17 protein-coding genes are annotated in these 26,894 nt (G+C 55.6%); 3 read left to right on the top strand and 14 right to left on the bottom strand.

Translation table 11 applies throughout. The annotated features are described in order from the left end of the window. Window positions 1-92 precede the first annotated feature (92 nt). Both malQ and malP read right to left on the bottom strand, forming a co-directional pair. On the bottom strand, window positions 93-2,180 hold the full coding sequence (malQ, locus tag OGX80_RS05915; RefSeq protein ID WP_012135523.1) for a 4-alpha-glucanotransferase: 2,088 nt from the start codon (window positions 2,178-2,180) through the stop codon (window positions 93-95). Window positions 2,181-2,189: 9 nt separating this feature from the next. Then, window positions 2,190-4,583 carry a maltodextrin phosphorylase gene (gene malP / locus OGX80_RS05920; RefSeq protein WP_115181032.1) on the bottom strand — a complete coding sequence of 798 codons (2,394 nt, stop codon included), beginning with the start codon at window positions 4,581-4,583 and terminating at the stop codon, window positions 2,190-2,192. A gap of 617 nt (window positions 4,584-5,200) precedes the next feature. On the opposite strand from malP, the gene malT reads away from it, so the two are divergent. Then, the gene (malT, locus tag OGX80_RS05925) at window positions 5,201-7,906 is read left to right on the top strand and encodes an HTH-type transcriptional regulator MalT (protein WP_012135526.1); all 2,706 of its coding nucleotides are present in this window, start codon (window positions 5,201-5,203) and stop codon (window positions 7,904-7,906) included. A 44-nt stretch (window positions 7,907-7,950) separates the two neighbouring features. On the opposite strand, the gene OGX80_RS05930 is transcribed toward malT, so the two are convergent. From OGX80_RS05930 to glpE, 3 genes are all read right to left on the bottom strand, one after another. Beyond that, window positions 7,951-8,709 carry a DeoR/GlpR family transcriptional regulator gene (locus OGX80_RS05930; RefSeq protein ID WP_012135527.1) on the bottom strand — a complete coding sequence of 253 codons (759 nt, stop codon included), beginning with the start codon at window positions 8,707-8,709 and terminating at the stop codon, window positions 7,951-7,953. Between the two features lie 115 nt (window positions 8,710-8,824). Continuing rightward, on the bottom strand, window positions 8,825-9,655 hold the full coding sequence (glpG, locus tag OGX80_RS05935) for a rhomboid family intramembrane serine protease GlpG (protein WP_049011819.1): 831 nt from the start codon (window positions 9,653-9,655) through the stop codon (window positions 8,825-8,827). A 75-nt stretch (window positions 9,656-9,730) separates the two neighbouring features. Then, window positions 9,731-10,057, bottom strand: a complete 327-nt coding sequence (gene glpE, locus OGX80_RS05940; protein WP_012135529.1) for a thiosulfate sulfurtransferase GlpE — start codon at window positions 10,055-10,057, stop codon at window positions 9,731-9,733. A gap of 202 nt (window positions 10,058-10,259) precedes the next feature. Between glpE and glpD the strand changes: the two genes are divergently transcribed. Then, window positions 10,260-11,768 carry a glycerol-3-phosphate dehydrogenase gene (glpD, locus tag OGX80_RS05945; RefSeq protein ID WP_012135531.1) on the top strand — a complete coding sequence of 503 codons (1,509 nt, stop codon included), beginning with the start codon at window positions 10,260-10,262 and terminating at the stop codon, window positions 11,766-11,768. Window positions 11,769-11,904: 136 nt separating this feature from the next. Here the strand turns inward: glpD and glgP are convergent, their stop codons facing one another. The 6 genes from glgP to asd form a co-directional block, all read right to left on the bottom strand. Beyond that, on the bottom strand, window positions 11,905-14,352 hold the full coding sequence (gene glgP / locus OGX80_RS05950; protein ID WP_115181031.1) for a glycogen phosphorylase: 2,448 nt from the start codon (window positions 14,350-14,352) through the stop codon (window positions 11,905-11,907). 19 nt (window positions 14,353-14,371) lie between these two features. After that, on the bottom strand, window positions 14,372-15,805 hold the full coding sequence (glgA, locus tag OGX80_RS05955; RefSeq protein ID WP_115181030.1) for a glycogen synthase GlgA: 1,434 nt from the start codon (window positions 15,803-15,805) through the stop codon (window positions 14,372-14,374). After that, complete coding sequence (gene glgC, locus OGX80_RS05960) at window positions 15,805-17,100, bottom strand: glucose-1-phosphate adenylyltransferase (RefSeq protein WP_058668212.1); 1,296 nt, start codon at window positions 17,098-17,100, stop codon at window positions 15,805-15,807. Before glgC ends, glgA begins: the two co-directional genes overlap by 1 nt. Before the next feature lie 17 nt (window positions 17,101-17,117). Then, window positions 17,118-19,091: a glycogen debranching protein GlgX gene (glgX, locus tag OGX80_RS05965; protein WP_047460642.1), complete on the bottom strand. Its 1,974-nt coding sequence runs from the start codon at window positions 19,089-19,091 to the stop codon at window positions 17,118-17,120. Continuing rightward, window positions 19,088-21,274, bottom strand: coding sequence for a 1,4-alpha-glucan branching enzyme (gene glgB / locus OGX80_RS05970; protein ID WP_058668214.1), 2,187 nt, complete (start codon window positions 21,272-21,274; stop codon window positions 19,088-19,090). The genes glgX and glgB overlap by 4 nt, the downstream gene beginning before the upstream one ends. Window positions 21,275-21,636: 362 nt before the next feature. Further along, window positions 21,637-22,743 (bottom strand): aspartate-semialdehyde dehydrogenase, encoded by a 1,107-nt coding sequence (gene asd, locus OGX80_RS05975; RefSeq protein WP_012135538.1) that lies wholly within the window; start codon window positions 22,741-22,743, stop codon window positions 21,637-21,639. A 191-nt stretch (window positions 22,744-22,934) separates the two neighbouring features. On the opposite strand from asd, the gene yhgN reads away from it, so the two are divergent. Further along, window positions 22,935-23,528: an NAAT family transporter YhgN gene (yhgN, locus tag OGX80_RS05980; RefSeq protein WP_012135540.1), complete on the top strand. Its 594-nt coding sequence runs from the start codon at window positions 22,935-22,937 to the stop codon at window positions 23,526-23,528. Window positions 23,529-23,611: 83 nt separating this feature from the next. On the opposite strand, the gene gntU is transcribed toward yhgN, so the two are convergent. The 3 genes from gntU to gntR all read right to left on the bottom strand — a co-directional run bounded on the left by gntU (window position 23,612) and on the right by gntR (window position 26,617). After that, window positions 23,612-24,952: a gluconate transporter gene (gene gntU / locus OGX80_RS05985; protein ID WP_047460635.1), complete on the bottom strand. Its 1,341-nt coding sequence runs from the start codon at window positions 24,950-24,952 to the stop codon at window positions 23,612-23,614. Next, complete coding sequence (gntK, locus tag OGX80_RS05990; RefSeq protein WP_024131019.1) at window positions 24,952-25,482, bottom strand: gluconokinase; 531 nt, start codon at window positions 25,480-25,482, stop codon at window positions 24,952-24,954. Before gntK ends, gntU begins: the two co-directional genes overlap by 1 nt. Window positions 25,483-25,621: 139 nt before the next feature. Next, a complete protein-coding gene (gene gntR, locus OGX80_RS05995) occupies window positions 25,622-26,617 on the bottom strand; it encodes a gluconate operon transcriptional repressor GntR (protein ID WP_024131020.1) in 996 nt (331 codons plus the stop codon). Window positions 26,618-26,894 lie beyond the last annotated feature (277 nt).

Consider the following 26,894-nt stretch of genomic DNA (forward strand, 5'->3'; position numbering starts at 1 on the left):
CCGGTAATGTGCGCCAGAATTGCCTGATGGCGCTGCGCTTATCAGGCCTACGTGTTGCCATCATAAAAAAGCCGGGAAATTCCCGGCTTTTTTTACTTCTTCTTCGCGGCCGCTTTTCGCCGTTTGTCCAAATCTTTAAGCAGTTTATTCACCTTGTCATCGGCAAACATCTTCTCAAGCGTCGTGGACAGCTTGCGCCGCCAGTTCTTGTACTGGTCGCTGGTGCCTGGAATATTGACCGGCTCCGCCATATCCAGCCAGTCTTCCGGCTGCAACCCCAGCAATGCGCTATGGCTGTCCGCAATGTAACGCTGCATTCCACGGTTGAGGATCGGCGTCATCGACATCAGCGACGCCTTATGCCCGGCGCGTTTCGGCAGGCAACCGTATTTGTGCAACGCGTCCAGCAGACCCTGCTTCGCCAGCTCACGATCCTGATACAGCCCACGCAATATCACTTCATCCGGGTAAAGCCCCAGCGTTTTGCCGAGCGTCAGGTCGCCGCTGTCCCAGTAGCCACGCAGCGTAGGAAGGTCATGCGTCGTCGCGACTGCCATTGATTGTTCCGGGTACGCTTTCGGCGCGCGGAAGTTCTTCTCATGATCATTCTCGAAATAGAGCACTTTATACGAGTAAACGCCGCTGTCGCGCAGTTTACCCACGATTTCCACCGGCACCGTCCCCAGATCTTCGCCAATCACCATGCAGCGATGACGTTTACTTTCCAGCGCCAGAATAGAGAGCAGGGCGTCCACCGGGTAATGCACATACGCCCCGTGATCCGCCGTTTCACCGTAAGGAATCCACCACAGACGCAGCATCGACATAACATGATCGATACGCAAAGCGCCGCAGTTCTGCATATTGGCGCGCAGCAGTTCAATAAACGGCTCATAGGCGCGAGCGGCGATGATGTGCGGGTCCATCGGCGGCAGTCCCCAGTTCTGCCCCAGAGGGCCGAGGATATCCGGCGGCGCGCCCACCGATGCTTTCAGGCAATACAGCTCACGATCGCACCAGGTTTCCGCCCCGCCCTCCGCAACCCCTACCGCCAGATCGCGATACAGGCCAATCGGCATATCATAACCCTGGCATACCGCCCAACAGGCGGCAAACTGGGTATACGCCAGCCACTGTAACCAGAGGTAAAAGTCCACCTCATCACGGTGATCTTCACAGAACTGTTTCACTTCCGGCGAGTTCACTGACTGATACGCTTCCGGCCAGACCGGCCAGCCCCAGCGCAATTCATCTTCCTTCACCTGATGCGCGTGCAGCGCGTCAAATGCCGCCTGCCAGTACAGGCTGTCGCCTTCCTGGGCGACAAAGTGGCGAAACGCCGCCATCTGCTCGTCATCACGAAGCGCAAAACCTTTCCATGCCATCCGCAGGGCGGTCATTTTCAGCGCGGTAACAGCAGAATAATCAACCCATTCGGCATCCCGTGCGCGCTGCAATGTCTGCTGCGTCGCCGGCATGTTCCACCAGGCCTGCGCCTCTTTGCTCAACCGGAAATCGTCAACGGCATTCACGTCAATATAAATGACATTCAGCCAACGGCGGGATGAGGGGCTGTACGGGCTGGCGCTCTCCGGGTTTGCCGGGTAGAGGGCGTGAATCGGGTTCAGGCCAATAAATGCGCCGCCGCGTTTCGCAACATCCGTCAGCATCGACTGGAGATCGCCAAAGTCGCCAATCCCCCAGTTTTTTTCCGAACGCAGGGTATAAAGCTGAACGCACGCTCCCCACAGCTTCTGTCCAGTCAGCAGCGCCTGCGGCTCATAGCAGCGTTTCGGCGCCACGATGATCCGGCAGTGCGTGCGCTGTTCGCCCTGAGTCAGGGTCAGCGTGTGATACCCCTCCGGCAGCTTTGCCGGGAGCGTAAAGGCTTTACCGCCGGTGGCGTGCCCCTTGTGCTGTACGCCCTCCTCGGTGGTCAGCAGCCAACTAAAATCGCCGCTGCCTTCTACCGCCAGCGGCATCTTCTTGCCTGCGGTATACACCATCACATTCGGCACTGGCGTTACCGCCACCTTCGTGGCGGCGGTGGCGCGGTGCATCGCATCAAGCAAACGCCGTTTGGTTTCGGCGCCAATCGACTGCGGTTTACCGTGGGCATTGATGTAATTGGGGCTGATCCCCGCCGCCAGCGCGGCATTATCCAGACGTTTGCGTTCCATGGCGCTTCCTTAGCGTTTTGCCTGCCAGATACGAGCCTGATAATCGCGGATGGAGCGATCCGAGCTGAACATCCCGCAACGCGCGGTGTTCAGGATCGTCGCCCGGGTCCAGGCATCCTGGTCGCGATACAGCACGTCCACCTGCTTTTGTGCCGCAACGTAGGCGGCAAAGTCCGCCATCACCAGGTACGGATCGCCCCCCTGTTTGCCAATGCTGTGCAGCATCTGATCAAAAGCGTGCTTGTCGCCGTTGCTGTATTTGCCGCTTTCCAGCTCCTTCAGCACCGCGTCCAGCACTTTGTCTTTCTTACGCCATTTCACCGGGTCGTAACCCTTGGCCTTCAGCCGTTTCACCTCTTCCACGGTATGACCGAAGATAAAGATGTTCTCGTCCCCGACCTGTTCGGCGATCTCAACGTTCGCCCCATCCAGCGTACCGACCGTCAGCGCGCCGTTCAACGCCAGCTTCATATTGCCGGTGCCGGAGGCTTCTTTACCGGCAGTAGAGATCTGCTCAGAGACGTCCGCCGCCGGGATCAGCATTTCCGCCGCCGAAACGCAGTAGTCCGGCAGGAAGACCACTTTCAGCTTATCGCCGACTTTCGGGTCGTTGTTGATGGTTTCCGCCACCTTGTTAATGGCGAAGATGATGTTTTTCGCCAGATAGTAGCCCGGCGCCGCTTTTGCGCCAAACAGGAACACGCGCGGCACGCGGTCTGCTTTCGGATTTTCGCGGATCTCTTTGTACAGCGCCAGAATATGCAGCAGGTTCAGGTGCTGGCGCTTATATTCGTGCAAGCGCTTAATCTGGATATCGAAAATCGCCTGCGGGTTGATTTCAATCCCGGTGCGTATTTTCACAAATTCGGCCAGGCGGACTTTATTCGCCTGTTTAATCTCACGATACGTTTTGCGGAACGCCGCGTCGTCGGCGAATTTCTCCAGGTTGATCAGCTGATCGAGGTCGTTAGCCCACTCGTTCTTCAACGACTTATCCAGCAGCGCCGCAAGTGCCGGGTTGCACTGTTTGATCCAGCGACGCGGCGTAATGCCGTTGGTCACGTTGTGGAATTTGTTCGGCCACAGCTGGTGATATTCCGGGAACAGATCCTTCACCACCAGATCGGAGTGCAGCGCCGCAACGCCGTTGACCGCAAAGCCGCTGACCACGCACATATTGGCCATCCGCACCTGCTTGTCGTGCACTACCGCCAGCTTCGCCCACACATGCTTATCGCCCGGCCAGGTTTTATCAACCTGTTTCTTAAAGCGGTCATTAATCTCTTTGATAATCTGCATATGGCGCGGCAGCAGCGCTTTCACCAGTTTCTCATCCCAGCACTCCAGCGCCTCCGGCATCAGCGTATGGTTGGTGTAGGCGAACGTTTTACTGGTGATAGCCCAGGCGTCGTCCCAGCTTAGCTGGTGCTCATCGAGCAGCACGCGCAGCAGTTCAGGGATAGCGATGGTCGGGTGAGTATCGTTGAGTTGAATGACCTCATACTCCGCCAGCTCATGCAGTTTGCGCCCCGCCAGGTGGTGACGGCGCAGAATATCCGCTACCGAGCAGGCGCACTGGAAATACTGCTGCATCAGGCGCAGCTTTTTGCCTGCGGTGTGGTTGTCGTTCGGATAGAGGACTTTCGTCAGTTTTTCCGCGTCGATACCCTGCTGCTCCGCACGCAGGAAATCACCGTCGTTGAATTTGGTCAGGTTAAACGGATGCGCATGCGCGGCCTGCCACAAACGCAGCGGCTGTGCGACGCCGTTCCGGTAGCCGAGCACCGGCAAGTCCCACGCCTGCCCGGCGATCACAAAACCCGGTTCCCAACGCCCGTCCTTCGTCACTTTACCGCCAATACCGACCTGAACATCAAGCTGTTCATTGTGACGGAACCACGGGTAGCTACCGCGATGCCAGTCATCCGGCGCTTCCATCTGTTGCCCATCGACAAAAGACTGACGGAACAGCCCATACTGGTAGTTCAGGCCATAGCCCGTTGCGGACTGGCCTACCGTCGCCATAGAGTCCAGGAAACATGCCGCCAGACGTCCTAAACCACCGTTGCCCAGCGCAGGATCAACCTCTTCCTCCAGCAGGTCGGTCAGGTTGACATCGTGCGCTTTCAGCACATCGCTCACCGCCTGATACCAGCCCAGATTCAACAGGTTGTTCCCGGTCAGGCGGCCAATCAGGAATTCCATCGAGATGTAGTTAACATGACGCTGGTTCTTAGCCGGTTTTGCCGCAGGTTGCGCGCTGAGCAATTCAGCCAGTGCGCCGCTAACGGCCTGCCACCACTGGCGAGATGTCATCTCATGAGCCGACAGTAAACCGAAACGCTGCCACTGACGCATCAGGGCAGCCTGAAAGTGATCTTTGTTGAAGGTAGGCTGTGACATAGAAATTCCGAATCCTCAGGTAATAAAACAACGTTATCGTTAGTTTGCCTGGCTCGATGTTGACCTTCCTCATCCCACCCGGGATTAGGCAGGGAGGAGTAGTGGGGATGAGCATAAAAGTGTGATCGCCGCCACTTAAAGGTAGTGGATTGCCGATGAATACGTCGAATTACCGCACAGCATACCTGCGACTGCACGCCGTTTTACGCACGATGACACAAATAATTAAATCGCGGCGGTTTATTGAAAGTGAATATGTAAATGCGGAAATAGTTTCTAACCTGAAATATCAAACCCATTCAGTTATTTCCGTTCCTGAATAATTCCCTGAGTTCATTACTTCCTGACTTTCATTAAAAAGTACAGTAACCACACAGAGGAAACGGCATTATTTGGGGCAGGCAGGATCGGGCACCATCCCAGTCTCCACGCACACTCAGACCGTGCTAAACCGTTTCTTGCAATGGATATTTAGAATTGTGACAGAGTGCAAATTCAGACACACAAAAAACTTGCATAGCTTGCATTAAACCGGTTTCTGTCCGACCTTATATCTATTAATTACGAAGCGCAAAAAAAATCGCATTTCCCCATTTCCTCACAGTGAAGTGATTACTATGTTGATTCCGTCTAAATTAAGTCGTCCGGTTCGACTCGACCATACGGTGGTTCGTGAGCGCCTGTTGGCTAAACTTTCCGGCGCGAACAATTTCAGGCTGGCCCTGGTAACAAGCCCTGCGGGCTATGGGAAAACCACGCTTGTTTCACAGTGGGCAGCCGGGAAAAACGAGTTAGGCTGGTTCTCGCTGGATGAAGGCGACAACCAGCAGGAGCGATTCGCCAGTTATTTAATTGCCGCGCTTCAGCAGGCAACGGGCGGGCATTGCTCCACCAGTGAAGTCATGGTGCAAAAACGCCAGTACGTCAGCCTGACCTCCCTTTTCGCGCAACTCTTTATTGAGTTGGCTGAGTGGCATCGCCCGCTTTATCTGGTCATTGATGATTACCATCTGATCACAAACCCGGTGATCCACGACGCGATGCGCTTTTTCCTGCGTCATCAACCCGAAAATCTCACGCTGGTCGTGCTGTCGCGTAATTTACCGCAGCTCGGCATCGCTAATCTGCGCGTTCGCGATCAGCTGCTGGAAATCGGCAGCCAGCAATTAGCCTTTAACCATCAGGAAGCAAAACAGTTCTTTGACCGTCGTCTGTCCTCGCCTATCGAAGCCGCCGAGAGCAGCCGGATGTGCGACGACGTCGCCGGTTGGGCAACCGCGCTACAGCTTATCGCCCTTTCCGCCCGCCAGAACAATAACTCCGCGCACCAGTCTGCGCGACGCCTGGCGGGAATCAACGCCAGCCATCTGTCTGATTACCTGGTCGATGAAGTGCTGGACAACGTGGACGTGAGTACCCGACATTTTCTGCTGAAAAGCGCCATCCTGCGTTCGATGAACGATGCGCTGATCGTGCGCGTGACGGGCGAAGAGAACGGGCAGATGCGTCTGGAGGAGATTGAGCGTCAGGGGCTGTTCCTGCAACGCATGGACGATACGGGCGAATGGTTCAGCTATCACCCGCTGTTTGGCAGTTTCCTGCGTCAGCGTTGCCAGTGGGAACTGGCGACCGAGCTGCCGGATATCCACCGCGCTGCCGCCGAAAGCTGGATGGCGCAAGGTTTCCCCAGCGAAGCCATTCACCATGCCCTGGCGGCGGGCGATGCGCATATGCTGCGCGATATCCTGCTGAATCATGCGTGGGGGCTGTTTAACCACAGTGAGCTGGCGCTGCTGGAAGAGTCGTTAAAGGCCCTGCCGTGGGAAAGTTTGCTGGAAAACCCGCGGCTGGTTCTGTTGCAGGCATGGCTGATGCAAAGCCAGCACCGCTACAGCGAAGTGAATACCCTGCTGGCGCGCGCTGAGCAAGAAATTCAGGGCATGATGGACGGTACGCTGCATGCGGAATTCAACGCCCTGCGCGCTCAGGTCGCGATTAATGACGGCAACCCGGATGAAGCGGAACGGCTGGCAAAACTGGCGCTGGATGAGCTGCCGATCGCCTGGTTTTACAGCCGTATTGTCGCCACCTCCGTACACGGCGAAGTGCTGCACTGTAAAGGCGATCTCTCCCGTTCACTGTCGCTGATGCAGCAAACTGAGCAAATGTCGCGTCATCATGACGTCTGGCATTACGCCCTCTGGAGCCTGCTCCAACAAAGTGAAATTCTCTTCGCCCAGGGCTTTTTGCAGGCCGCCTGGGAAACCCAGGAGAAAGCGTTCCAGCTGATTAAAGAGCAACATCTCGAACAGTTGCCGATGCACGAGTTCCTGATGCGCATTCGCGCGCAGCTTCTGTGGGCATGGGCGCGTCTTGACGAAGCGGAAGCCTCCGCCCGCAGCGGTATTGATGTGCTTTCCGCATTCCAGCCGCAGCAGCAATTGCAGTGTCTGGCGCTGCTGGTGCAGTGCTCGCTGGCGCGCGGCGATCTGGATAATGCCCGCACGCAGTTGAACCGTCTGGAGAACCTGCTGGGCAACGGCCAGTATCACAGCGACTGGATTTCCAATGCCGATAAGGTTCGCGTGATTTACTGGCAGATGACGGGCGATAAGAAGTCCGCCGCCAACTGGCTGCGTCATACGCCGAAACCAGAATTTGCCAACAACCACTTCCTGCAAGGCCAGTGGCGTAATATCGCCAGGGCGCAGATCCTGCTGGGTGAGTTTGAATCCGCAGAGATTGTGCTGGAAGAGCTAAACGAGAACGCCCGTAGCCTGCGTTTAATGAGCGATCTTAACCGTAACCTGCTGTTGCTTAATCAACTGTACTGGCAGGCCGGACGTAAAAACGACGCCCAGCGGGTGTTGCTTGATGCGCTGCAACTGGCGAACCGTACCGGTTTCATCAGCCACTTTGTGATTGAAGGCGAAGCGATGGCGCAGCAACTGCGTCAGTTGATTCAGTTGAATACGCTGCCGGAGCTTGAACAACATCGCGCACAGCGCATCCTGCGGGAAATTAACCAGCACCATCGACATAAGTTCGCCCATTTTGACGAAGGCTTTGTGGAGCGGCTGTTAAATCACCCGGACGTACCGGAGCTGATCCGCACCAGCCCGCTAACGCAGCGTGAGTGGCAGGTTCTGGGACTGATCTATTCCGGCTACAGCAACGAGCAAATCGCTGGCGAGCTGGCGGTTGCGGCCACAACCATCAAAACGCATATTCGCAATTTATATCAGAAGCTCGGCGTCGCGCATCGTCAGGACGCCGTACAACATGCGCAGAGGCTTTTGAAAATGATGGGGTACGGGGTGTGATGATTGCCCGGTGGCGCTTACGCTTACCGGGCCTACAATCACGATCAGCACAACTCTAACTGAATATGGTGGTCGGTAAGCACCTGCAATACCCCTGCTGGCGGCGTCATATCGGTATAGACGGCATCCACCAGGCTAATGCTGCCCATATTCACCATCGCATTACGACCAAACTTAGAGTGATCCACAACCAGCATCACATGACGTGAATTTTCAATAATCGCGCGTTTCGTGCGTACTTCGTGATAATCAAATTCCAGCAGCGACCCGTCGCTGTCGATACCGCTGATCCCCAGAATGCCAAAATCCAGGCGGAATTGAGAGATGAAATCGAGCGTCGCTTCGCCAATAATGCCGCCGTCACGGCTGCGAAGCTCACCGCCAGCGAGAATAATGCGAAAATCCTCTTTCACCATCAGCGTGTTCGCCACGTTGAGATTGTTGGTCACAATGCGCAGGTTACTGTGATCCAACAAGGCATGCGCCACCGCTTCCGGCGTCGTGCCGATATCGATAAACAGCGTTGAACCGTTGGGGATTTGCGTGGCGACTTTCCGCGCAATACGTTCCTTCTCCGCCGTTTGCGTCGCTTTACGATCGTGCCACGGCGTGTTTACCGAGCTGGAAGGCAACGCCGCGCCGCCGTGGTGGCGCAGGATCATATTCTGCTCCGCCAGGTCGTTGAGATCCCGACGGATGGTTTGTGGGCTGACGGAGAAATGTTCCACCAGTTCTTCAGTGCTGACGTATCCCTGCTTTTTTACCAGTTCGATGATAGCGTCATGACGTTGTGTCTGTTTCATTGTTATTCCCTGGAATTTTGCCGGATGGCGACGCCTGGCGTTTTATCCGGCCTACCGACCGTGCATTTTTAGTAGGCCGGATAAGGCGTTTCGCCGCCATCCGGCGCAACCCCAATCATGTTCGTTTTCGCGCATTCACCGTGTCAGCAAATGCCATCGCCAGCCCCACGGCCAGCCCGGCGATGTGCGCACCGTTCGCCATCGACATGCCAAACACATCAAACCACCCGGCAACAATCCAGATCAACGCAAAAGCAATAAGCCCACGCTGTAGATATATGCCGCTTTGCGGATCGCGTTCACCACGTAGCCAGGCGTAGCCCATCAGCGCGTAAACCACGCCGGAAAGCCCACCAAACCACGGGCCGCTGAACTTCTGCTGTACATAACCGCTCAGCAATGCGCTGATGACGGTAATAACGATCAGTTTTCCGCTGCCCAGACGCTTTTCCACCGCCCCGCCGATATACCACCACCACAACAGGTTGAAGAGGATATGCATTAACGAGAAGTGCATAAACGCATGGGTGAAATAGCGCCAGAACTCAAATTTCAGTGACGGATCAAATGGCCACGCCAGCCACACCATGACGCTCTGCGCGCCGACGATGCTCATCGCAACGAACACCAGGATACAGGCGATCATAATAAGCCAGGTGACCGGGCCCGCCCTCTCGCGCAATGTGGCGATAAACGGGAAACGGCGATAGTGCAGCCCGCTGCCGGTATGACCGGACTGCCAGCTTGCCGCCAGATAACGCGGATCGGCGGGATTTTCCAGAAAGCGCGCCAGCTCCGCCCGCACGCGCTCGGCCTGAGATTCGTCCGCCAGCCAGACATCGCTTTGATGATGTTGTTGAATCGTCAGGATAACGCCCTGCGTCGCCATGTAATCAACAAATGCCTGCGCCACGCGGGGGTTAGCAAAAGAGGTAATCATCAACATTGTTGCTGTCGCTTAGTCCACACAAAAGAGGACAGTATATAGGCCCTTCCGGCTTCAGGCTGCATCTTTGTGGGCTTAAGCGCCAAATGCCACCTCTGAGGGGAAATGGCGGTGCCAGGCATCAAACCCGCCATCAATACTGTAAACCGCGTCATAACCCTGTTGTAGCAGGTACTGTGCCGCGCCTTTGCTGCTATTGCCGTGATAGCACATCACCATCACCACGGTATCGAAATCATGGTCGCGCATAAACGCGCCCAGCGTATCGTTGGTCAGATGGAACGCCTGCGGCGTGTGGCCCATCGCATAGCTTTGCGGATCGCGGATATCCACCAGCACCGCCGTTCCCTGGTGCAGTTTCTGGTGAGCTTCTTCAACATTAATACATTCAAACTGATCCATGAGTCTCTCTTTCTTTTATATGCAGGCTTTATATGCAGATGGCTATTTTACCGTTCAGTGTACGTCGCCGGGGTAAGTAAACGCCATAATGTTATATGTATCACTCTAAAATGTTTTTTCGATGTTACCACCAGCTCGTTTTTTTGCTATTATGCTCGATAACGAACATTTTTGAGCTTTAACGAAAGTGCAAGAGGGTAGCATGGAAACCAAAGATCTGATTGTGATAGGCGGGGGCATTAACGGTGCGGGTATCGCGGCAGACGCCGCCGGACGTGGTTTATCCGTGCTCATGCTGGAAGCGCAGGATTTGGCCTGTGCAACCTCTTCCGCCAGCTCTAAATTAATTCACGGTGGCTTGCGCTACCTTGAACACTACGAATTCCGCCTGGTCAGCGAAGCGCTGGCCGAACGTGAAGTGCTGCTGAAAATGGCGCCGCACATCGCCTTCCCGATGCGCTTCCGCCTGCCTCACCGCCCGCACCTGCGCCCGGCATGGATGATCCGAATTGGTCTGTTTATGTACGATCATCTGGGCAAACGCACCAGTCTGCCCGGTTCAACCGGTTTGCGTTTTGGCGCAGATTCGGTGCTGAAACCGGAGATCGTGCGCGGTTTCGAATATTCTGACTGCTGGGTAGACGATGCGCGTCTGGTTCTGGCAAACGCCCAAATGGTGGTGCGTAAAGGCGGGGAAGTGTTAACCCGTACCCGAGCGACCTCTGCCCGTCGTGAAAACGGTCTGTGGATCGTAGAAGCGGAAGATATCGATACCGGTAAAAAGCACACCTGGCAGGCGCGTGGTTTGGTCAACGCCACGGGGCCGTGGGTAAAACAGTTCTTCGACGACGGTATGCACCTGCCTTCACCCTACGGCATTCGTCTGATCAAAGGCAGCCACATTGTGGTGCCGCGCGTGCATACGCAGAAGCAGGCTTATATCCTGCAAAACGAAGATAAGCGTATCGTATTTGTGATTCCGTGGATGGATGAGTTCTCAATCATCGGCACCACTGACGTGGAGTACAAAGGCGATCCGAAAGCAGTGAAAATTGATGAAAGCGAAATCAATTACCTGCTGAAAGTCTATAACGCGCACTTCAAGAAACAACTGGGCCGCGACGATATCGTCTGGACCTACTCCGGCGTGCGTCCGCTGTGCGATGACGAGTCCGATTCTCCGCAGGCGATCACCCGTGACTACACGCTGGATATCCACGATGAAAACGGCAAAGCGCCGCTGCTGTCGGTATTCGGCGGTAAGCTGACCACTTATCGTAAGCTGGCCGAACACGCGATGGAAAAACTGTCGTCCTATTACCAGGGCATTGGCCCGGCCTGGACTAAAGAGTGCGTGCTTCCTGGCGGGGATATCGGCGGCGATCGTGAAGATTACGCGGCCAAACTGCGCCGCCGCTATCCGTTCCTGACGGAGTCGCTGGCGCGTCATTATTCCCGTACCTACGGCAGCAATACCGAGTGGATACTCGGCGAAGCCACCTCCGTTGCCGAGTTAGGTGAAGATTTCGGTCACGAACTTTACGAAGCGGAGCTGAAGTATCTGGTGGATCACGAATGGGTACGTCGTGCGGACGACGCGTTGTGGCGCCGCACCAAAGAAGGGATGTGGCTCAACGCCGAGCAGCAGTCCCGCGTGAGCCAGTGGCTGGCGGAATATATTGGCAAACGTCAGTTGTCGCTGGCGTCGTAATGACAATACCGGATGGCGGCTACGCCTTATCCGGCCTACAAAACAGTCCACAGGCCCGGTAAGCGTCAGCGCCACCGGGCCTTTTGCCGGATGGCGGCTAACGTCTTATCCGGCCTACAGGTAGTCCTGTCCCTTGTTACAGCCTTACTGAATCAATGTGCCAGATATTTTCGGCATACTCCTTGATCGTCCTGTCGGAAGAGAAATACCCCATATTGGCGATATTGAGCATCGCTTTCGCGGTCCACTCTTCGGAATGACGATACAATTCATCCACCTTATCCTGGCAATCAACATAGCTACGATAATCCGCCAGCACCTGATAGTGGTCGCCAAAGTTAATCAACGAATCCACCAGATCACGGTAGCGCCCCGGCTCTTCCGGGCTGAACACGCCGCTACCGATCTGCGTCAGCACCTGGTGCAGCTCCGCATCTTTTTCGTAATACTCGTGCGGTTTATAGCCCTGCTTGCGCAGTTCTTCCACCTCTTCCGCCGTATTGCCAAAGATAAAGATATTCTCCGCCCCCACATGCTCCAGCATCTCGACGTTTGCGCCGTCCAGCGTACCGATGGTCAGCGCGCCGTTAAGCGCAAACTTCATGTTACTGGTGCCAGACGCCTCCGTACCCGCCAGCGAAATCTGCTCAGACAGGTCGGCGGCAGGAATAATGACCTGCGCCAGGCTCACGCTGTAGTTCGGGATAAACACCACTTTCAGCTTATCGCCAATCTGCGGATCGTTGTTGATCACCTTAGCAACGTCATTGATCAGGTGAATAATGTGCTTCGCCATGTAATAAGCCGAAGCCGCCTTACCGGCAAAGATATTCACGCGCGGCACCCATTCCGCCTCAGGATCTTCCTTGATGCGGTTATAACGCGTAATCACATGCAGCACATTCATCAACTGACGTTTGTACTCGTGAATACGTTTAATCTGCACATCAAACAACGCCTTCGGATTGACCACCACGTTCAACTGCTGAGCGATGAGTATTGCCAGCCGTTTTTTGTTTTCCAGCTTCGCCTGGCGCACCGCGTGATTCACCAGCGGGAAATCGCAATGCTGCTGTAGTTCGCTTAGCTGGCTGAGATCCGTACGCCAGGTGCGCCCGATATTTTCGTCCAGCACCTCAGAAAGCGACGGGTTCGCCAGCGCCAGCCAGCGGCGCGGCGTCACGCCGTTGGTCACGTTGCAAAAGCGGGTCGGGAAGATACTCGCAAAATCAGCAAACAGCGACTGCACCATCAGGTTAGAGTGCAGCTCCGATACGCCATTCACTTTATGGCTCACCACTACCGCCAGCCACGCCATACGGACGCGACGACCGTTGGACTCATCGATAATCGACGCCCGCCCCAGCAGAGCGGTATCGTTGGGATACTGCTCCTGCAACGTTTTCAGGAAATAGTCGTTAATCTCAAAGATGATCTGCAAATGACGCGGCAGGATTTTACCCAGCATATCCACCGGCCAGGTTTCCAGCGCTTCGCTCATCAGCGTGTGGTTGGTGTAGGAGAAGACCTGGCAGCACACCTCAAACGCATCGTCCCAGCTGAATTTGTGCTCATCAATCAACAAGCGCATCAGTTCCGGGATCGACAGCACCGGGTGGGTATCATTGAGGTGAATGGCGATTTTATCCGCCAGGTTGTCATAGGTTTTATGCAGCTGGTAGTGGCGGCTCAGAATGTCCTGTACCGTTGAGGAAACCAGGAAGTACTCCTGACGCAGGCGCAGCTCGCGCCCCGAATAGGTGGAGTCATCCGGGTAAAGTACGCGGGATACGTTTTCAGAGTGGTTTTTGTCCTCTACCGCCGCGAAATAGTCGCCCTGGTTAAATTTACCAAGGTTGATTTCGCTACTGGCCTGAGCGCTCCACAGGCGCAGCGTGTTGGTGGCGTCGGTATCATAACCCGGGATAATCTGGTCATAGGCCACCGCCAGAATCTCTTCGGTTTCAATCCAGCGGGCTTTCTTGCCTTCCTGCTGAATTCGCCCGCCGAAACGCACTTTGTAGCGCGTATTATGGCGTTTGAATTCCCACGGATTGCCGTATTCCAGCCAGTAGTCCGGGGACTCTTTCTGCCGCCCCTCGACAATGTTCTGCTTGAACATGCCGTAGTCGTAGCGAATTCCATAGCCGCGCCCCGGCAGACCCAGGGTCGCCAGCGAATCGAGGAAGCACGCTGCCAGACGGCCAAGACCGCCGTTGCCAAGACCGGGGTCGTTCTCTTCATCAATCAGTTCTTCGAGATCCAGCCCCATCGCTTCCAGCGCCCCTTTAACATCGTCGTAAATACCCAACGATAACAAAGCATTGGAGAGGGTTCGGCCAATCAAAAATTCCATCGACAGGTAATAGACCTGACGGGTTTCCTGCGACAGTTGAGCACGGTTAGAACGCAGCCAGCGTTCCACGAGGCGATCGCGCACCGCAAACAGCGTGGCGTTCAGCCATTCATGTTTATTGGCAATGACCGGATCTTTACCAATCGTGAACATCAGTTTGTAGGCAATAGAATGCTTGAGCGCTTCTACGCTAAGAGTGGGCGATGCATAAGTAAATGGAGCATTCATATAGGTGATTCCTGGATAACTATTTCAAGCGATAGTAAAGCTCGCGGTAAGACTTCGCCGCGACTTGCCAGCTAAAATCCATGGCCATAGCCTGCCGTTGCACAAACCGCCAGAGCGAAGGTCGGGACCACAACACGAAAGCACGCCGGATCGCCCGTAACAGAGACCAGGCATTACTATCTTCAAATACAAACCCACTGGCGATGCCGTCCGCCAGATTTTCCAGCGAACTGTCCGACACCGTATCAGCAAGCCCACCGGTACGCCGCACCAACGGCAGCGTGCCGTACTTCAGTCCGTATAACTGCGTTAAGCCGCACGGCTCAAAGCGGCTGGGCACCAGAATGACATCCGCCCCGCCCATGATGCGGTGAGAGAAGGCTTCGTGATAGCCGATCTGCACGCCCACCTGACCAGGGTGTTCCGCCGCCGCCGCTAAAAATCCCTCCTGCAATACCGGATCGCCCGCGCCCAGCAGCGCCAGTTGCCCGCCCTGCTCCAGCAATCCCGGCAACGCCTCCAGCACCAGATCCAGCCCTTTCTGGCTGGTCAGACGGCTGACCACGGCGAACAGCGGCGCTTTGTCATCCACTTTCAGCCCCATCGCAATCTGTAGCTGGCGCTTGTTCTCCGCTTTCTCCTCCAGCGAATCACGCGTATAGCGCGCCGCCAGCAGCAGATCCGTTTCCGGGCTCCAGATTTTCTCATCCACGCCATTCAGCACGCCGGACAGGCGCCCTTCCTGATGACGCTGACGCAGCAGGCCTTCCATCCCGTACGCGAACTGCGGCTCGGTAATTTCACGCGCATAGGTCGGGCTCACAGCCGTAATATGGTCGGCGTAATACAACCCCGCCTTCAGGAATGAAATCTGCCCGTTAAACTCCAGACCATGCATGTTATAGAACGACCGTGGCAGTTGGATGTCATCCATGTGATGTGCATAAAACATGCCTTGATAGGCCAGGTTGTGTACGGTAAACACCGATTTCGCCGGACGCCCGCGCGCAGCCAGATACGCAGGCGCCAGGCCTGCATGCCAGTCGTGCGCATGCACCACATCCGGGCGCCAGAATGGATCAAGCCCGCAGGCCATTTCACATCCCACCCATCCCAACAGCGCAAACCGCAGGACGTTATCGGTATAGGCGAATAAATTCGTATCGTGATAAGGGCTTCCCGGACGGTCATACAGATGCGGCGCATCAATCAGGTAGATTCCCACGCCGTTATAATGCCCGAACAGGAGCGTAATTCTTCCCGCAAAGGTATCGCGCCGGGTCACTACCTGCGCATCCGGGATACCCCGACGAATATCAGGAAATGCAGGAAGCAGCACACGAGCATCCACACCATCCGCAATCTGTGCCGCAGGCAACGCGCCAATCACATCCGCCAGACCACCTGTTTTTAGCAGGGGGAACATCTCTGAACATACATGTAAAACCTGCATTATCGCTCCTGTTTGACCTGCAATTTGCGCAGCATTTCACGCGTGACCAGCACAATGCCTTCCTCTGAACGGTAGAAACGACGGGCATCTTCTTCCGCGTTTTCACCAATCACCATACCTTCCGGGATTACACAGGCGCGATCGATGATGCAACGACGCAAGCGGCATGAGCGTCCAACCCAGACCTCTGGCAGCAGGACTGCCGAATCGATGTTACAGAATGAGTTCACCCTCACGCGCGGGAACAGGACGGACTGCACCACCACCGAACCGGATATAATGCACCCGCCGGAGACCAGCGAGTTGAGCGTCATGCCGTGGCTGCCGGAGCGATCCTGAACAAATTTCGCAGGCGGCAGAGACTCCATGTGCGTGCGGATCGGCCAGTCCTGATCATACATGTCGAGTTCCGGCGTCACCGAGGCCAGGTCGAGGTTGGCTTTCCAGTAGGCTTCCAGCGTACCCACATCGCGCCAGTAAGGTTCAGATTCGGGATCGGACTGCACGCAGGACAGCGGGAATGGATGCGCATATGCCATACCGGCTTTGGTGATTTTTGGGATGATATCTTTACCGAAATCGTGGCTGGAGGTGTCGTCTTTGTCGTCCTCCTCCAGCAACTCATACAGATAATCGGCGTTGAAAATGTAGATCCCCATGCTGGCGAGAGATTTCGTCGCGTCGCCAGGCATGGCTGGCGGATTCGCCGGTTTTTCAACAAACTCGATGATCTTGTCGCCCTCGTCCACCGCCATCACGCCAAACGCGGTGGCCTCTTCAATCGGCACCGGCATACACGCCACGGTGCAGCGCGCTCCTTTTTCGAAGTGGTCGATCAGCATGCGCGAGTAGTCCTGCTTGTAGATATGATCGCCCGCGAGGATCACCACATATTCCGCTTTATAGCGACGAATGATGTCCAGGTTCTGGGTCACGGCATCCGCCGTTCCACGATACCAGTTTTCACCCTGCATCCTTTGCTGGGCGGGAAGCAGATCGACGAATTCGTTCATCTCTTCGCTGAAGAATGACCAGCCGCGCTGAATATGCTGTACCAGAGTATGAGACTGGTATTGCGTGATCACGCCAATACGGCGGATCCCGGAGTTAATACAGTTGGATAAGGCAAAATCGATGATGCGGAACTTACCGCCAAAGTGCACGGCAGGTTTGGCACGTTTGTTGGTTAAATCTTTCAGGCGTGTACCACGGCCACCGGCCAGGATCAGGGCAACAGATTTTAATGGCAGCTGGCGCGCCAACATTACACGATCGTTCTTCTCTAAACTCACCATGACTAACTCCTTTTTTATCATCTCTGGAACACACACAGTCCGTGCGCAGGTCCCTGCCAGACAGCCGTAATCACCGGATTATCCTCTCCAGCGAATGGGGGAATAGCGTGCCACTCCCCTTCAGGTAAAACGATATCTGTCACCTCAAGCGTGGCGTTTATCGCGATAAGGAAGCGGTCTGAAAGCAGGATCTGCATCTGTTTCGGCCCGTTTTCCCACTCGCCCGCGCTTAAGGGCTCTGCATTTTTATTCAGCCAACGAACATTGCCGTCATTTTCTTCCCACCAGCGATTTCCCACTAATGCCGGTATCTGCTGGCGAAGATGAATCAATGCAGCGGTAAAGGTGGTTAGCCCACTGTTTGCCTGCTGCCAGTCCAGCCAGGTTAATGCGTTATCCTGGCAGTAAGCGTTATTGTTGCCGTGCTGGCTATGGCCGTGTTCATCGCCCGCCAGCAGCATCGGCGTTCCCTGAGAGAGCAACAACGTGGTCAGCAGGGCATGAATGCTGTCGCGCCGCCGTTCAATCAGATCCAGCGTGCCGCCTAATCCCTCTTTACCATGATTATCACTGTAATTGTTGTTGGTGCCGTCCCGATTTTCCTCACCGTTCGCCTCATTGTGTTTCTGATTGAAACAAACACAGTCGCGCAGCGTAAAACCGTCATGCGCGGTGATCAGATTGACGGACGCATTGGGCAGGCGATCGTGGCGTTTAAACACATCGCTGGAACCGGCGAAACGTCCGGCAAACTCGCCGAGGGGCAGATTGCGTTGCAACCAGAAGCGGCGGGCCGCGTCACGGAAATGGTCGTTCCACTCGGCAAACGGCGGCGGGAAATTCCCCACCTGATAGCCGCCTTCGCCGATATCCCAGGGCTCAGCAATAAGCTTCACGCTCGACAATACCGGGCAATTGTTGATGGCGGTAAACAGCGGCGCATCCTGACGGAACGCCGGGGTGCGCCCCATCACGGAGGCCAGATCAAAACGAAAACCGTCCACATGGCATGTTTCAACCCAGTAGCGCAGGCACTCGCACGCAAACTCCACCACACCGGGATGGCTCAGATTGAGGGTGTTGCCGCAGCCGGTCCAGTTGTGGTAATCGCCATCCTCCTTGATCCAATAATAGCTACGGTTGTCGATTCCGCGCAGGGAGAAGAGCGGCCCGTCGAGATCCAGCTCCGCGCTATGGTTCAGCACAATATCAAGAATGACTTCAATACCGGCTTTATGCAGCGCTTTGATGGCATCGCGAAACTCATCCAGCGCCGTTTCCGGGGAGCAGGCATAAGCCGGATGCAGCGCGAACATCGCCACCGGGTTATAGCCCCAGTAATTCGACAGCCCCAGGCGCTGTAAGCGCGGTTCACTGGCAAAATGCGCCACCGGCAACAGCTCCAGCGCGGTAATGCCCAACTGCTTGAAATACGCGATCATCACCGGATGGCCCAGCGCCTTCCAGGTGCCGCGAATCTCTGACGGGATCGCCGGATGCAGGTACGTCAGCCCCTTCACATGCGCTTCGTAGATGACCGTGTTGCCCCACGGCGTGCGCGGCGGGGCATCATCTTCCCAGTCATAGCGGTCGGCAGTGACAACGCATTTCAGGGCAACGGCGGCATTATCACGATGATCCGGCTCGTCGTACCCGCCGTGCAGCAGCGGGTTATCCTTCAGCTCTCCTTCAACGCGGCGAGCGCAGGGATCGATAAGCAGTTTTGCCGGGTTAAAGCGGTGCCCTTGCGCGGGTTGCCACGGGCCGTGTACGCGATACCCGTAGCGCAGGCCGGGTCTGGCGTCGGCAAGATAGCCGTGCCAGACATCGCCGCTGCGCCCCGGCAGGTCATACCGCTGCTCATTGCCGAGCGCATCAAACACGCACAGTTCAACGCGCTCCGCATGCGCCGAAAAAAGCGTGAAGTTGACGCCATGACCGTCATACGTCGCGCCATGCGGTGTCGCTTTGCCGGTTGCCAGTTGCGTCATTCACCCTCCCGCACAAGCCAGATGGTGGCCAGCGGCGGCAGCGTCAGACTCAATGAGTGCTGGCGGCCGTGGCTGGCGATCTCGTCGCTGTGCACCACCCCGCCGTTGCCGGTATTGCTGCCGTGGTAGTGCATGGAGTCGGTATTCACAATCTCCCGCCATTTCCCTGGCTGATTGATGCCAAAACGATAGTCATGGCGCGGCACCGGGGTAAAGTTGCTGGCGACGATGATTTCATTGCCGACTTTATCGCGGCGGACAAAAATCAGCACCGAACGTTCGTTATCATCCACCACCAGCCATTCAAAACCGTAAGCGTCAAAATCAAGTTCATGCAGCGCTTTATGGTGGCGATAGGTATGGTTGAGATCGCGCACCAGCCGCTGTACGCCGTGGTGCCAGTTGTCGCCGCCTTCCAGCAGATGCCAGTCAAGGCTGGCGTCGTGGTTCCACTCGCGCCCCTGGGCGAACTCGTTGCCCATAAACAGCAGTTTCTTACCGGGGAACGCCCACATCCAGCCGTAATAGGCGCGCAGGTTGGCGAATTTCTGCCAGGCGTCGCCAGGCATACGGTCGAGAATCGATTTTTTGCCATGCACCACTTCGTCATGCGACAGCGGCAGGACAAAGTTTTCGGTGTAGTTGTAGAGCATGCCGAAGGTCAGCTTATCGTGATGATACTGGCGATGAACCGGGTCCAGCTTCATGTAGTCCAGCGTGTCATGCATCCAGCCCAGGTTCCATTTGTACCAGAAACCCAGTCCGCCCATATCCTGTGGTCGGGACACGCCAGCGAAGTCAGTGGACTCCTCGGCCATGCTCACCGCGCCAGGCACCTGCTCGCCCAGAATACGGTTGGTATTGCGTAAGAACTCAATGGCTTCCAGGTTCTCACGCCCGCCGAACTCGTTGGGGATCCACTCGCCTTCTTTGCGGCTGTAGTCGCGGTAAATCATCGACGCCACGGCGTCTACACGCAGCGCATCAATGCCGAAACGCTCAATCCAGTAAAGCGCGTTCCCGACCAGATAGTTGCTGACTTCACGGCGCCCGTAGTTATAGATAAGCGTGTTCCAGTCCTGGTGATACCCTTCGCGCGGGTCGCTGTGCTCATACAGTTTGGTGCCGTCGAAATCCGCCAGACCAAAATCATCCGACGGGAAGTGGCCCGGCACCCAGTCAAGAATGACGTTCAGACCCGCCTGATGAGCGGCATTGATGAAATAGCGGAAGTCATCGCGCGTGCCGAAACGGCGGGTCGGCGCATACAGCCCGGTCGGCTGGTAGCCCCAGCTGCCATCAAAGGGATGTTCATTAACAGGAAGCAGTTCGAGGTGGGTAAAGCCCATCCATTTTACGTATGGAATAAGCTGATCCGCCAGTTCGCGGTAGCTCAGCCAGAAATTGTTATCGGTATGACGACGCCACGAGCCCAGATGCACTTCATAGATGGAGACAGGCGCATCGAACCGGTTGGCTTGTTTGCGCTCTTCCGTCTGCACCACTTTTTCCGGTAGACCGCAGATCAGCGAGGCCGTTTCCGGGCGCATTTGCGCTTCAAACGCATACGGGTCGGCTTTGATTCTCAGCTTGCCATGCGCATCGATCATCTCGAACTTGTACAATTGACCGTGTTGCGCGCCGGGAATAAACAGCTCCCAGATACCGCTCTCTTTGCGCAGGCGCATCGGGTGGCGGCGACCATCCCAGTAGTTGAATTGCCCAACGACGGAGACGCGCTGGGCATTCGGCGCCCAGACGGAAAAACGGGTTCCAGTAACGCCGTCCATTGTGTCGGCATGTGCGCCCAGCGTTTCATACGGGCGTAAATGCGTGCCTTCAGACAGCAACCAGGCATCCATTTCCTGGATCAGCGGGCCAAAACGGTAAGGATCGTCAATCAGATTCTGCTGTCCATGCCAGACAACAGCGAGCTGATAGCGAAAGAAATTTTTGCGTCGGGGGAGCACACCGCTAAAAAAACCGCGTGAGTCGATACATTCCAGTTTGCCGACTTTACGTCCGGTTTTCGGTTCAATCACCCACACTTCGGTGGCATCAGGCAATAGGGCGCGGACTTCCAGTCCCGCGGTGGTTTGGTGCATACCAAGTACGGAAAAAGGGTCCGCAAAATGGCCCGCAATTAGCGCGTTAATCACGTCTCTATCGATACGATCGGACATGGCTGTCTTCCTGTTTTATGGTGTCACCCCTTCCAACTGATCTTCGACATCAGGTTGTGACACTTCTTTGACCTGAACGGCGCAGCACCAATGTGCATCCTCTCTGCCCCGTCCCACCTTCAGGCTAAGGCTTAATACCTCCGGTATTAAGACACCCTTAAAGAATAGCCAATGCTTTATCTTACTCCTGGTAAATATTGGAACATCTGCGCTTACTCCTGTATTACGCAAAAAAAAGGGTGACTCAGCACCCAACATTTAAACTCTGTTTTGTTTGCCGGATGGCGGCGATGCGTTATCCGGCCTGATGATTCACGTTATTGGTGGGCCTGATAAGCATCGCGCCACCAGGGCCACCACAATTACGCCAGCTGACGCAGCATACGGCGCAGCGGTTCTGCCGCGCCCCAAAGCAGCTGGTCGCCAACGGTAAAGGCGGAGAGGAACTCCGGCCCCATGTTCAACTTACGCAGGCGGCCAACCGGCGTGGTGAGCGTGCCGGTAACGGCAGCCGGGGTTAACTCACGCAGGGTAATATCACGATCGTTGGGTACCACTTTCGCCCACGGGTTGTGCGCGGCCAGCAGTTCTTCTACGGTCGGAACAGACACGTCTTTTTTCAGTTTAATGGTGAACGCCTGGCTGTGGCAGCGCAGCGCGCCGACGCGCACGCACAGACCATCCACCGGGATCACGGAAGAGGTGTTGAGAATTTTGTTGGTTTCCGCCTGGCCTTTCCACTCTTCGCGGCTCTGGCCGTTATCGAGCTGTTTGTCGATCCACGGAATCAGGCTGCCCGCCAGCGGTACGCCAAAGTTATCAACCGGCAGGTCGCCGCTGCGGGTCAGGGTCGTCACTTTGCGCTCAATGTCGAGGATCGCAGAAGAAGGGGTCGCCAGCTCATCGGCTACGTGACCGTACAAGTGGCCCATCTGCGCCAGCAGTTCGCGCATATGACGCGCGCCGCCGCCAGACGCCGCCTGGTAAGTCGCAACAGAAACCCAGTCCACCAGGTCATTAGCAAACAGACCGCCCAGCGACATCAGCATCAGGCTGACGGTACAGTTACCGCCGACGAAGGTTTTAATGCCGTTGTTCAGGCCGTCGGTAATGACATCCTGATTAACCGGATCAAGAATAATGATGGCGTCGTCTTTCATGCGCAGCGAGGATGCCGCGTCAATCCAGTAGCCCTGCCAGCCGCTTTCACGGAGCTTTGGATAGATTTCGTTGGTATAATCGCCGCCCTGACAGGTCACAATGATATCAAGCGCCTTCAGCGCATCGAGATCAAAGGCATCCTGAAGTGTGCCGCCGGGCGTACCGCCGAACGTCGGCGCTGCCTGCCCAAGCTGGGAAGTAGAAAAGAAAACAGGGCGAATGGCATCGAAGTCGCGCTCTTCAACCATGCGTTGCATGAGTACAGAGCCGACCATACCGCGCCAGCCGATAAAACCAACATTTTTCATAGCGTTTTTTTCCTGCAAAGATGTGTGCTGTGTATGCAAACCAGTGTCCTACTGGTTCTTCCTTCACCATACAAAAAGCAGCCAAAGTCGCAAGTGAAATTAATCAATGATAGCGAAGCCATCAGTAATGCGACTTATCCCGCTTCCTAAGCAAGCAGAAAGTCCGCAGTAATTATCAGGGAATTTGAGTTATGAATGAAATCATTTCAGCGGCAGTTTTATTGATCCTGATTATGGATCCACTCGGAAACCTGCCCATTTTCATGTCCGTACTGAAACATACCGAACCAAAGCGCCGCCGGGCGATTATGGTTCGCGAGCTGTTTATTGCGCTTTTACTGATGCTCATTTTCCTGTTTGCGGGCGAGAAAATTTTGGCCTTTCTCAACCTGCGGGCGGAAACCGTGTCGATCTCCGGGGGGATTATTCTGTTCCTGATCGCCATTAAGATGATTTTCCCCAGCGCATCAGGCAACAGCGCCGGACTCCCGGCGGGCGAAGAACCGTTTATCGTACCGCTGGCTATCCCTCTGGTGGCGGGCCCGACCATCCTGGCGACGCTGATGCTGTTATCGCATCAGTATCCGAACCAGATGGGGCATCTGGTCATCGCTCTGCTGATCGCCTGGGGCGGCACGTTTGTGATTCTGCTGCAATCATCGCTGTTCCTGCGTCTGCTGGGCGAGAAAGGGGTTAACGCGCTGGAACGTCTGATGGGGTTGATTCTGGTGATGATGGCGACCCAGATGTTCCTGGACGGCATTCGGATGTGGATGAAAGGCTAGCCGGGTGGCGCTTACCCGGCCTACGGTGTGGATATGTGCTCACTTGCAGGCCCGATAAGCGGCGCGCCACCGGGCAACAAGACTCAGCTAAGAAGCTGGAACGCAATCATACCGACAATCGCGCCGACGGTGCCGAGAATGGTTTCCATCATCGTCCAGGTCTTCAGCGTTTGCGCTTCGGTCGCGCCAGTGAATTTACCGAACAGCCAGAAACCGGCATCGTTTACGTGGCTGACCACGATAGAACCGCCCGCGATACAGATAGACAATGCCGCCATCTGCGCGCCGGAGAAGTTCAGTTGTTCCACCACCGGCATCACCAGCCCCACCGCCGTTAAGCACGCGACGGTCGCGGAACCCTGAATGATACGCACCGCTGCCGCCAGCACGAAGCAGGTGATGGCAATCGGCAAGCCCATGCCGGTTAACGCTTCGCCCAGCGCCGGGCCAACGCCGGAATCCACCAGAACCTGCTTGAACACGCCGCCTGCGCCAATCACCAACAGAATAATGCCCGCCGGTTGCAGCGCCTGACCGCAGATCGCCATGACTTTATCTTTCGCCATCCCCTGACGCACCGCCAGGCCATAGATTGCCACCAGGCACGCCACCAGAATCGCGGTGAACGGGTGGCCGATAAACTCAAACCATTCGTAAGCGCTGGAACCTTCCGCGACAAAGCGCGCGGCGATCGTTTTCAGCCCTACCAGCACCAGCGGCAGCAGGATCAGCGAGAGACTGAAGCCAAACGACGGCATTTTACCTTCGCCCAGATGCGGTTCGGTAATGTCATCCGGGACGTGCAGTTCCACATAGCGGCCAATGAAATTACCAAACAGCGGCCCGGCGATGATCATGCCAGGGATTGCCGCGCACAGGCCAATCAGGATCATCCAGCCAAAATCAGCGTGCATTTGGGACGCCAGCAGCATCGGCGCAGGCCCGGGCAGCAGAAACGCCGCAGCCGCCGCCACGCCCGCAAACAGCGGAATGACCAGCTTCACAAGGTTTGTTCCGGTATGGCGCGCCATAGAGAATGCAACGCTGATCAGCAGCACAATGGCGACTTCAAAGAACAGCGGCAGCGCGCAAATCAGCCCCGCCAGACCAATCGCGTAATGCGCGCGGCTGTGGCCGAAAGATTTGAGCATTTTGACGGCAATCTGATCGACTGCGCCCGTCTCATGCAAAATTTTGCCGAACATGGCGCCCAGTGCGACAACAATCGCCAGGAAGCCAAGCGTACCGCCCATCCCTTTTTCCATCGTCGCCGCGATTTTATCGAGCGGCATACCGGAAAAAAGACCTGCGCCAATAGACACCACCATCAAAGCAACGAAGGCGTGCATACGCGCCTTCATCACTAAAAACAGCAGCAGTAAAACAGAACCTACTGCTGTTAAAACAAGCGTTAATGTACTCACTACTTACTGCCTTTGTTAATGACCTCAATGGTGCTTGCCACGACACCTTCCAGCGGCTGATCGATATTCACCACCAGTACATCGCTCTCGTCAGCGCCCGGCTCTTCCAGCGTGTCAAACTGAGTTACCAGCATCTGCGTTTTAAAGAAGTGGCCTTTACGTGCCTTCAGGCGGCTTTCGATAACGTCAAAATCCCCTTTCAGGTAGATGAAAGACAGGTTTGGGTTACCGTCGCGCAGCAGGTCGCGATAGTGTTTTTTCAGTGCGGAACAGACAATCAGCGATACCTTATTGGTTCGCTGCATCGCAAACGCCGCATCGTTCAGCGCCTGTAACCACGGCTTGCGGTCGTCGTCATTCAACGGCTCGCCGGAGGCCATTTTCATGATGTTGCAACGCGGATGGAGAAAATCGCCATCAAGAAACGCGGCATGCAGCTGATGCGCCACTTCGCTGGCGACAGCGGATTTGCCACTGCCTGATACGCCCATCAGAACGTAAATGTGGTGATCATGGTTAGTCGTGCTCAAAGTGGTGCCCCCACAGTACAAGGATCAGGAATTGTTACGGGTAACTGTTATCGGTAACATTGTCCGACCGGACCAGAATAGAAGCAATATCCATTCGTGGCAGAAGTGAATAAGTGTGAGCTACTTCAAATTTGTTGGACTAAATAGATCCACCCGGTGACAAGGTGAAACCTAAATCTAACATTTTAGGCGTCACCGCTTCACCGCGTATGCGCGCCAGCAGGCGCTCTGCGCCGATACTACCCATCCGCTCACGCGGCGTGAGTACGCTGGCCAGACGCGGTTCCATCACCTGACCAATGTCGTGGCCGTGGAAACCGGCAATCGCCATATCATCAGGAATTTTGAGCCCTAAACGCTGGCATTCGAACGCCGCCCCGACGGCAAGGTCATCGTTGGTACAGAAAATACCGTCCAGTTGTGGGTATTCACGTCTTGCCTGGCGGATCAGCTCAATCCCGGAAGAGTAAGACGACGATTGCTCCACCATCACGCTGTAGGGCACCAGCCCGGCGTCCAGCATGGCCTGTTCATAGCCTTTCTGTTTGATGATAGTACGTTCGTCGAGGCGCGCCCCCAGATAGGCGATATGACGATGGCCACGCGCGATAATCGCGGCGGTCATCTGACGCGCGGCTTCAAAGTTGTCAAAACCGACGGCGATATCGAGGCATGGTGATTTGCTGTCCATCAGCTCCACCACCGGAATGCCCGCGACTTCAATCATTTTGAGCGTGCGCGGCGTATGGGTACGTTCAGTGAGGATTAGCCCGTCAATGTTCCATGACAGCATCGACTCCAGACGTTCCTGTTCCATTTCCGGCTTATAGCCGTAGTGCGCCAGCATCGTCTGATAGCCGTGGGCATCGGTGACGGTCTCAATTCCGCGTAACACCTCGGCGAAAACCTGGTTGGTTAACGACGGCAGCAGAACGCCCACCGCACGGCTGGTCGCGTTAGAAAGAATATCGGGAGCACGATTGGGAATGTAACCCAGTTCATCAAGTGCAGCAGCGATCTTGCCCCGCAGCGCGACGGAGACCTGCTCCGGGTTACGCAGAAAACGGCTGACCGTCATTTTGGTCACGCCTACGCGGTCAGCCACATCCTGAAGTACGGGTCTTTTCTTTTTCATCGTCCTGAAAGGCATAAAAGGGATAGATTTCCCCAGTTTACCACGGACGTGCATGAACCTTCGCAGAGAAAACTAAGGTTGTTTTTGTATTGTGAGAAATACACTAAATCATTCGAGTTGCATCAAGGCGGCGACGCAGTGACAAATTCGTCAGGAACGAATTTGAACAACCGAAGGTTGCCTCTGGTGAGGGACAAGGATGTCCCTCATTAAATCCCCGGAAGCGTACATAAAGTACGCGACCGGGGTGAGCCAGGAAGCCAACAAAGATGCGGCT

It is taken from the genome of Citrobacter sp. CK194, from assembly GCF_030333395.1.
GTDB classification, from domain to species: domain Bacteria; phylum Pseudomonadota; class Gammaproteobacteria; order Enterobacterales; family Enterobacteriaceae; genus Citrobacter_B; species Citrobacter_B koseri.

Excerpts from the sequence above, each read along its gene's own strand:
- malQ (WP_012135523.1), bottom strand. The coding sequence starts at position 2,180 with ATGGAACGCAAACGTCTGGATAATGCCGCGCTGGCGGCGGGGATCAGC.
- malP (WP_115181032.1), bottom strand. The coding sequence starts at position 4,583 with ATGTCACAGCCTACCTTCAACAAAGATCACTTTCAGGCTGCCCTGATG.
- malT (WP_012135526.1), top strand. The coding sequence starts at position 5,201 with ATGTTGATTCCGTCTAAATTAAGTCGTCCGGTTCGACTCGACCATACG.
- OGX80_RS05930 (WP_012135527.1), bottom strand. The coding sequence starts at position 8,709 with ATGAAACAGACACAACGTCATGACGCTATCATCGAACTGGTAAAAAAG.
- glpG (WP_049011819.1), bottom strand. The coding sequence starts at position 9,655 with ATGTTGATGATTACCTCTTTTGCTAACCCCCGCGTGGCGCAGGCATTT.
- glpE (WP_012135529.1), bottom strand. The coding sequence starts at position 10,057 with ATGGATCAGTTTGAATGTATTAATGTTGAAGAAGCTCACCAGAAACTG.
- glpD (WP_012135531.1), top strand. The coding sequence starts at position 10,260 with ATGGAAACCAAAGATCTGATTGTGATAGGCGGGGGCATTAACGGTGCG.
- glgP (WP_115181031.1), bottom strand. The coding sequence starts at position 14,352 with ATGAATGCTCCATTTACTTATGCATCGCCCACTCTTAGCGTAGAAGCG.
- glgA (WP_115181030.1), bottom strand. The coding sequence starts at position 15,805 with ATGCAGGTTTTACATGTATGTTCAGAGATGTTCCCCCTGCTAAAAACA.
- glgC (WP_058668212.1), bottom strand. The coding sequence starts at position 17,100 with ATGGTGAGTTTAGAGAAGAACGATCGTGTAATGTTGGCGCGCCAGCTG.
- glgX (WP_047460642.1), bottom strand. The coding sequence starts at position 19,091 with ATGACGCAACTGGCAACCGGCAAAGCGACACCGCATGGCGCGACGTAT.
- glgB (WP_058668214.1), bottom strand. The coding sequence starts at position 21,274 with ATGTCCGATCGTATCGATAGAGACGTGATTAACGCGCTAATTGCGGGC.
- asd (WP_012135538.1), bottom strand. The coding sequence starts at position 22,743 with ATGAAAAATGTTGGTTTTATCGGCTGGCGCGGTATGGTCGGCTCTGTA.
- yhgN (WP_012135540.1), top strand. The coding sequence starts at position 22,935 with ATGAATGAAATCATTTCAGCGGCAGTTTTATTGATCCTGATTATGGAT.
- gntR (WP_024131020.1), bottom strand. The coding sequence starts at position 26,617 with ATGAAAAAGAAAAGACCCGTACTTCAGGATGTGGCTGACCGCGTAGGC.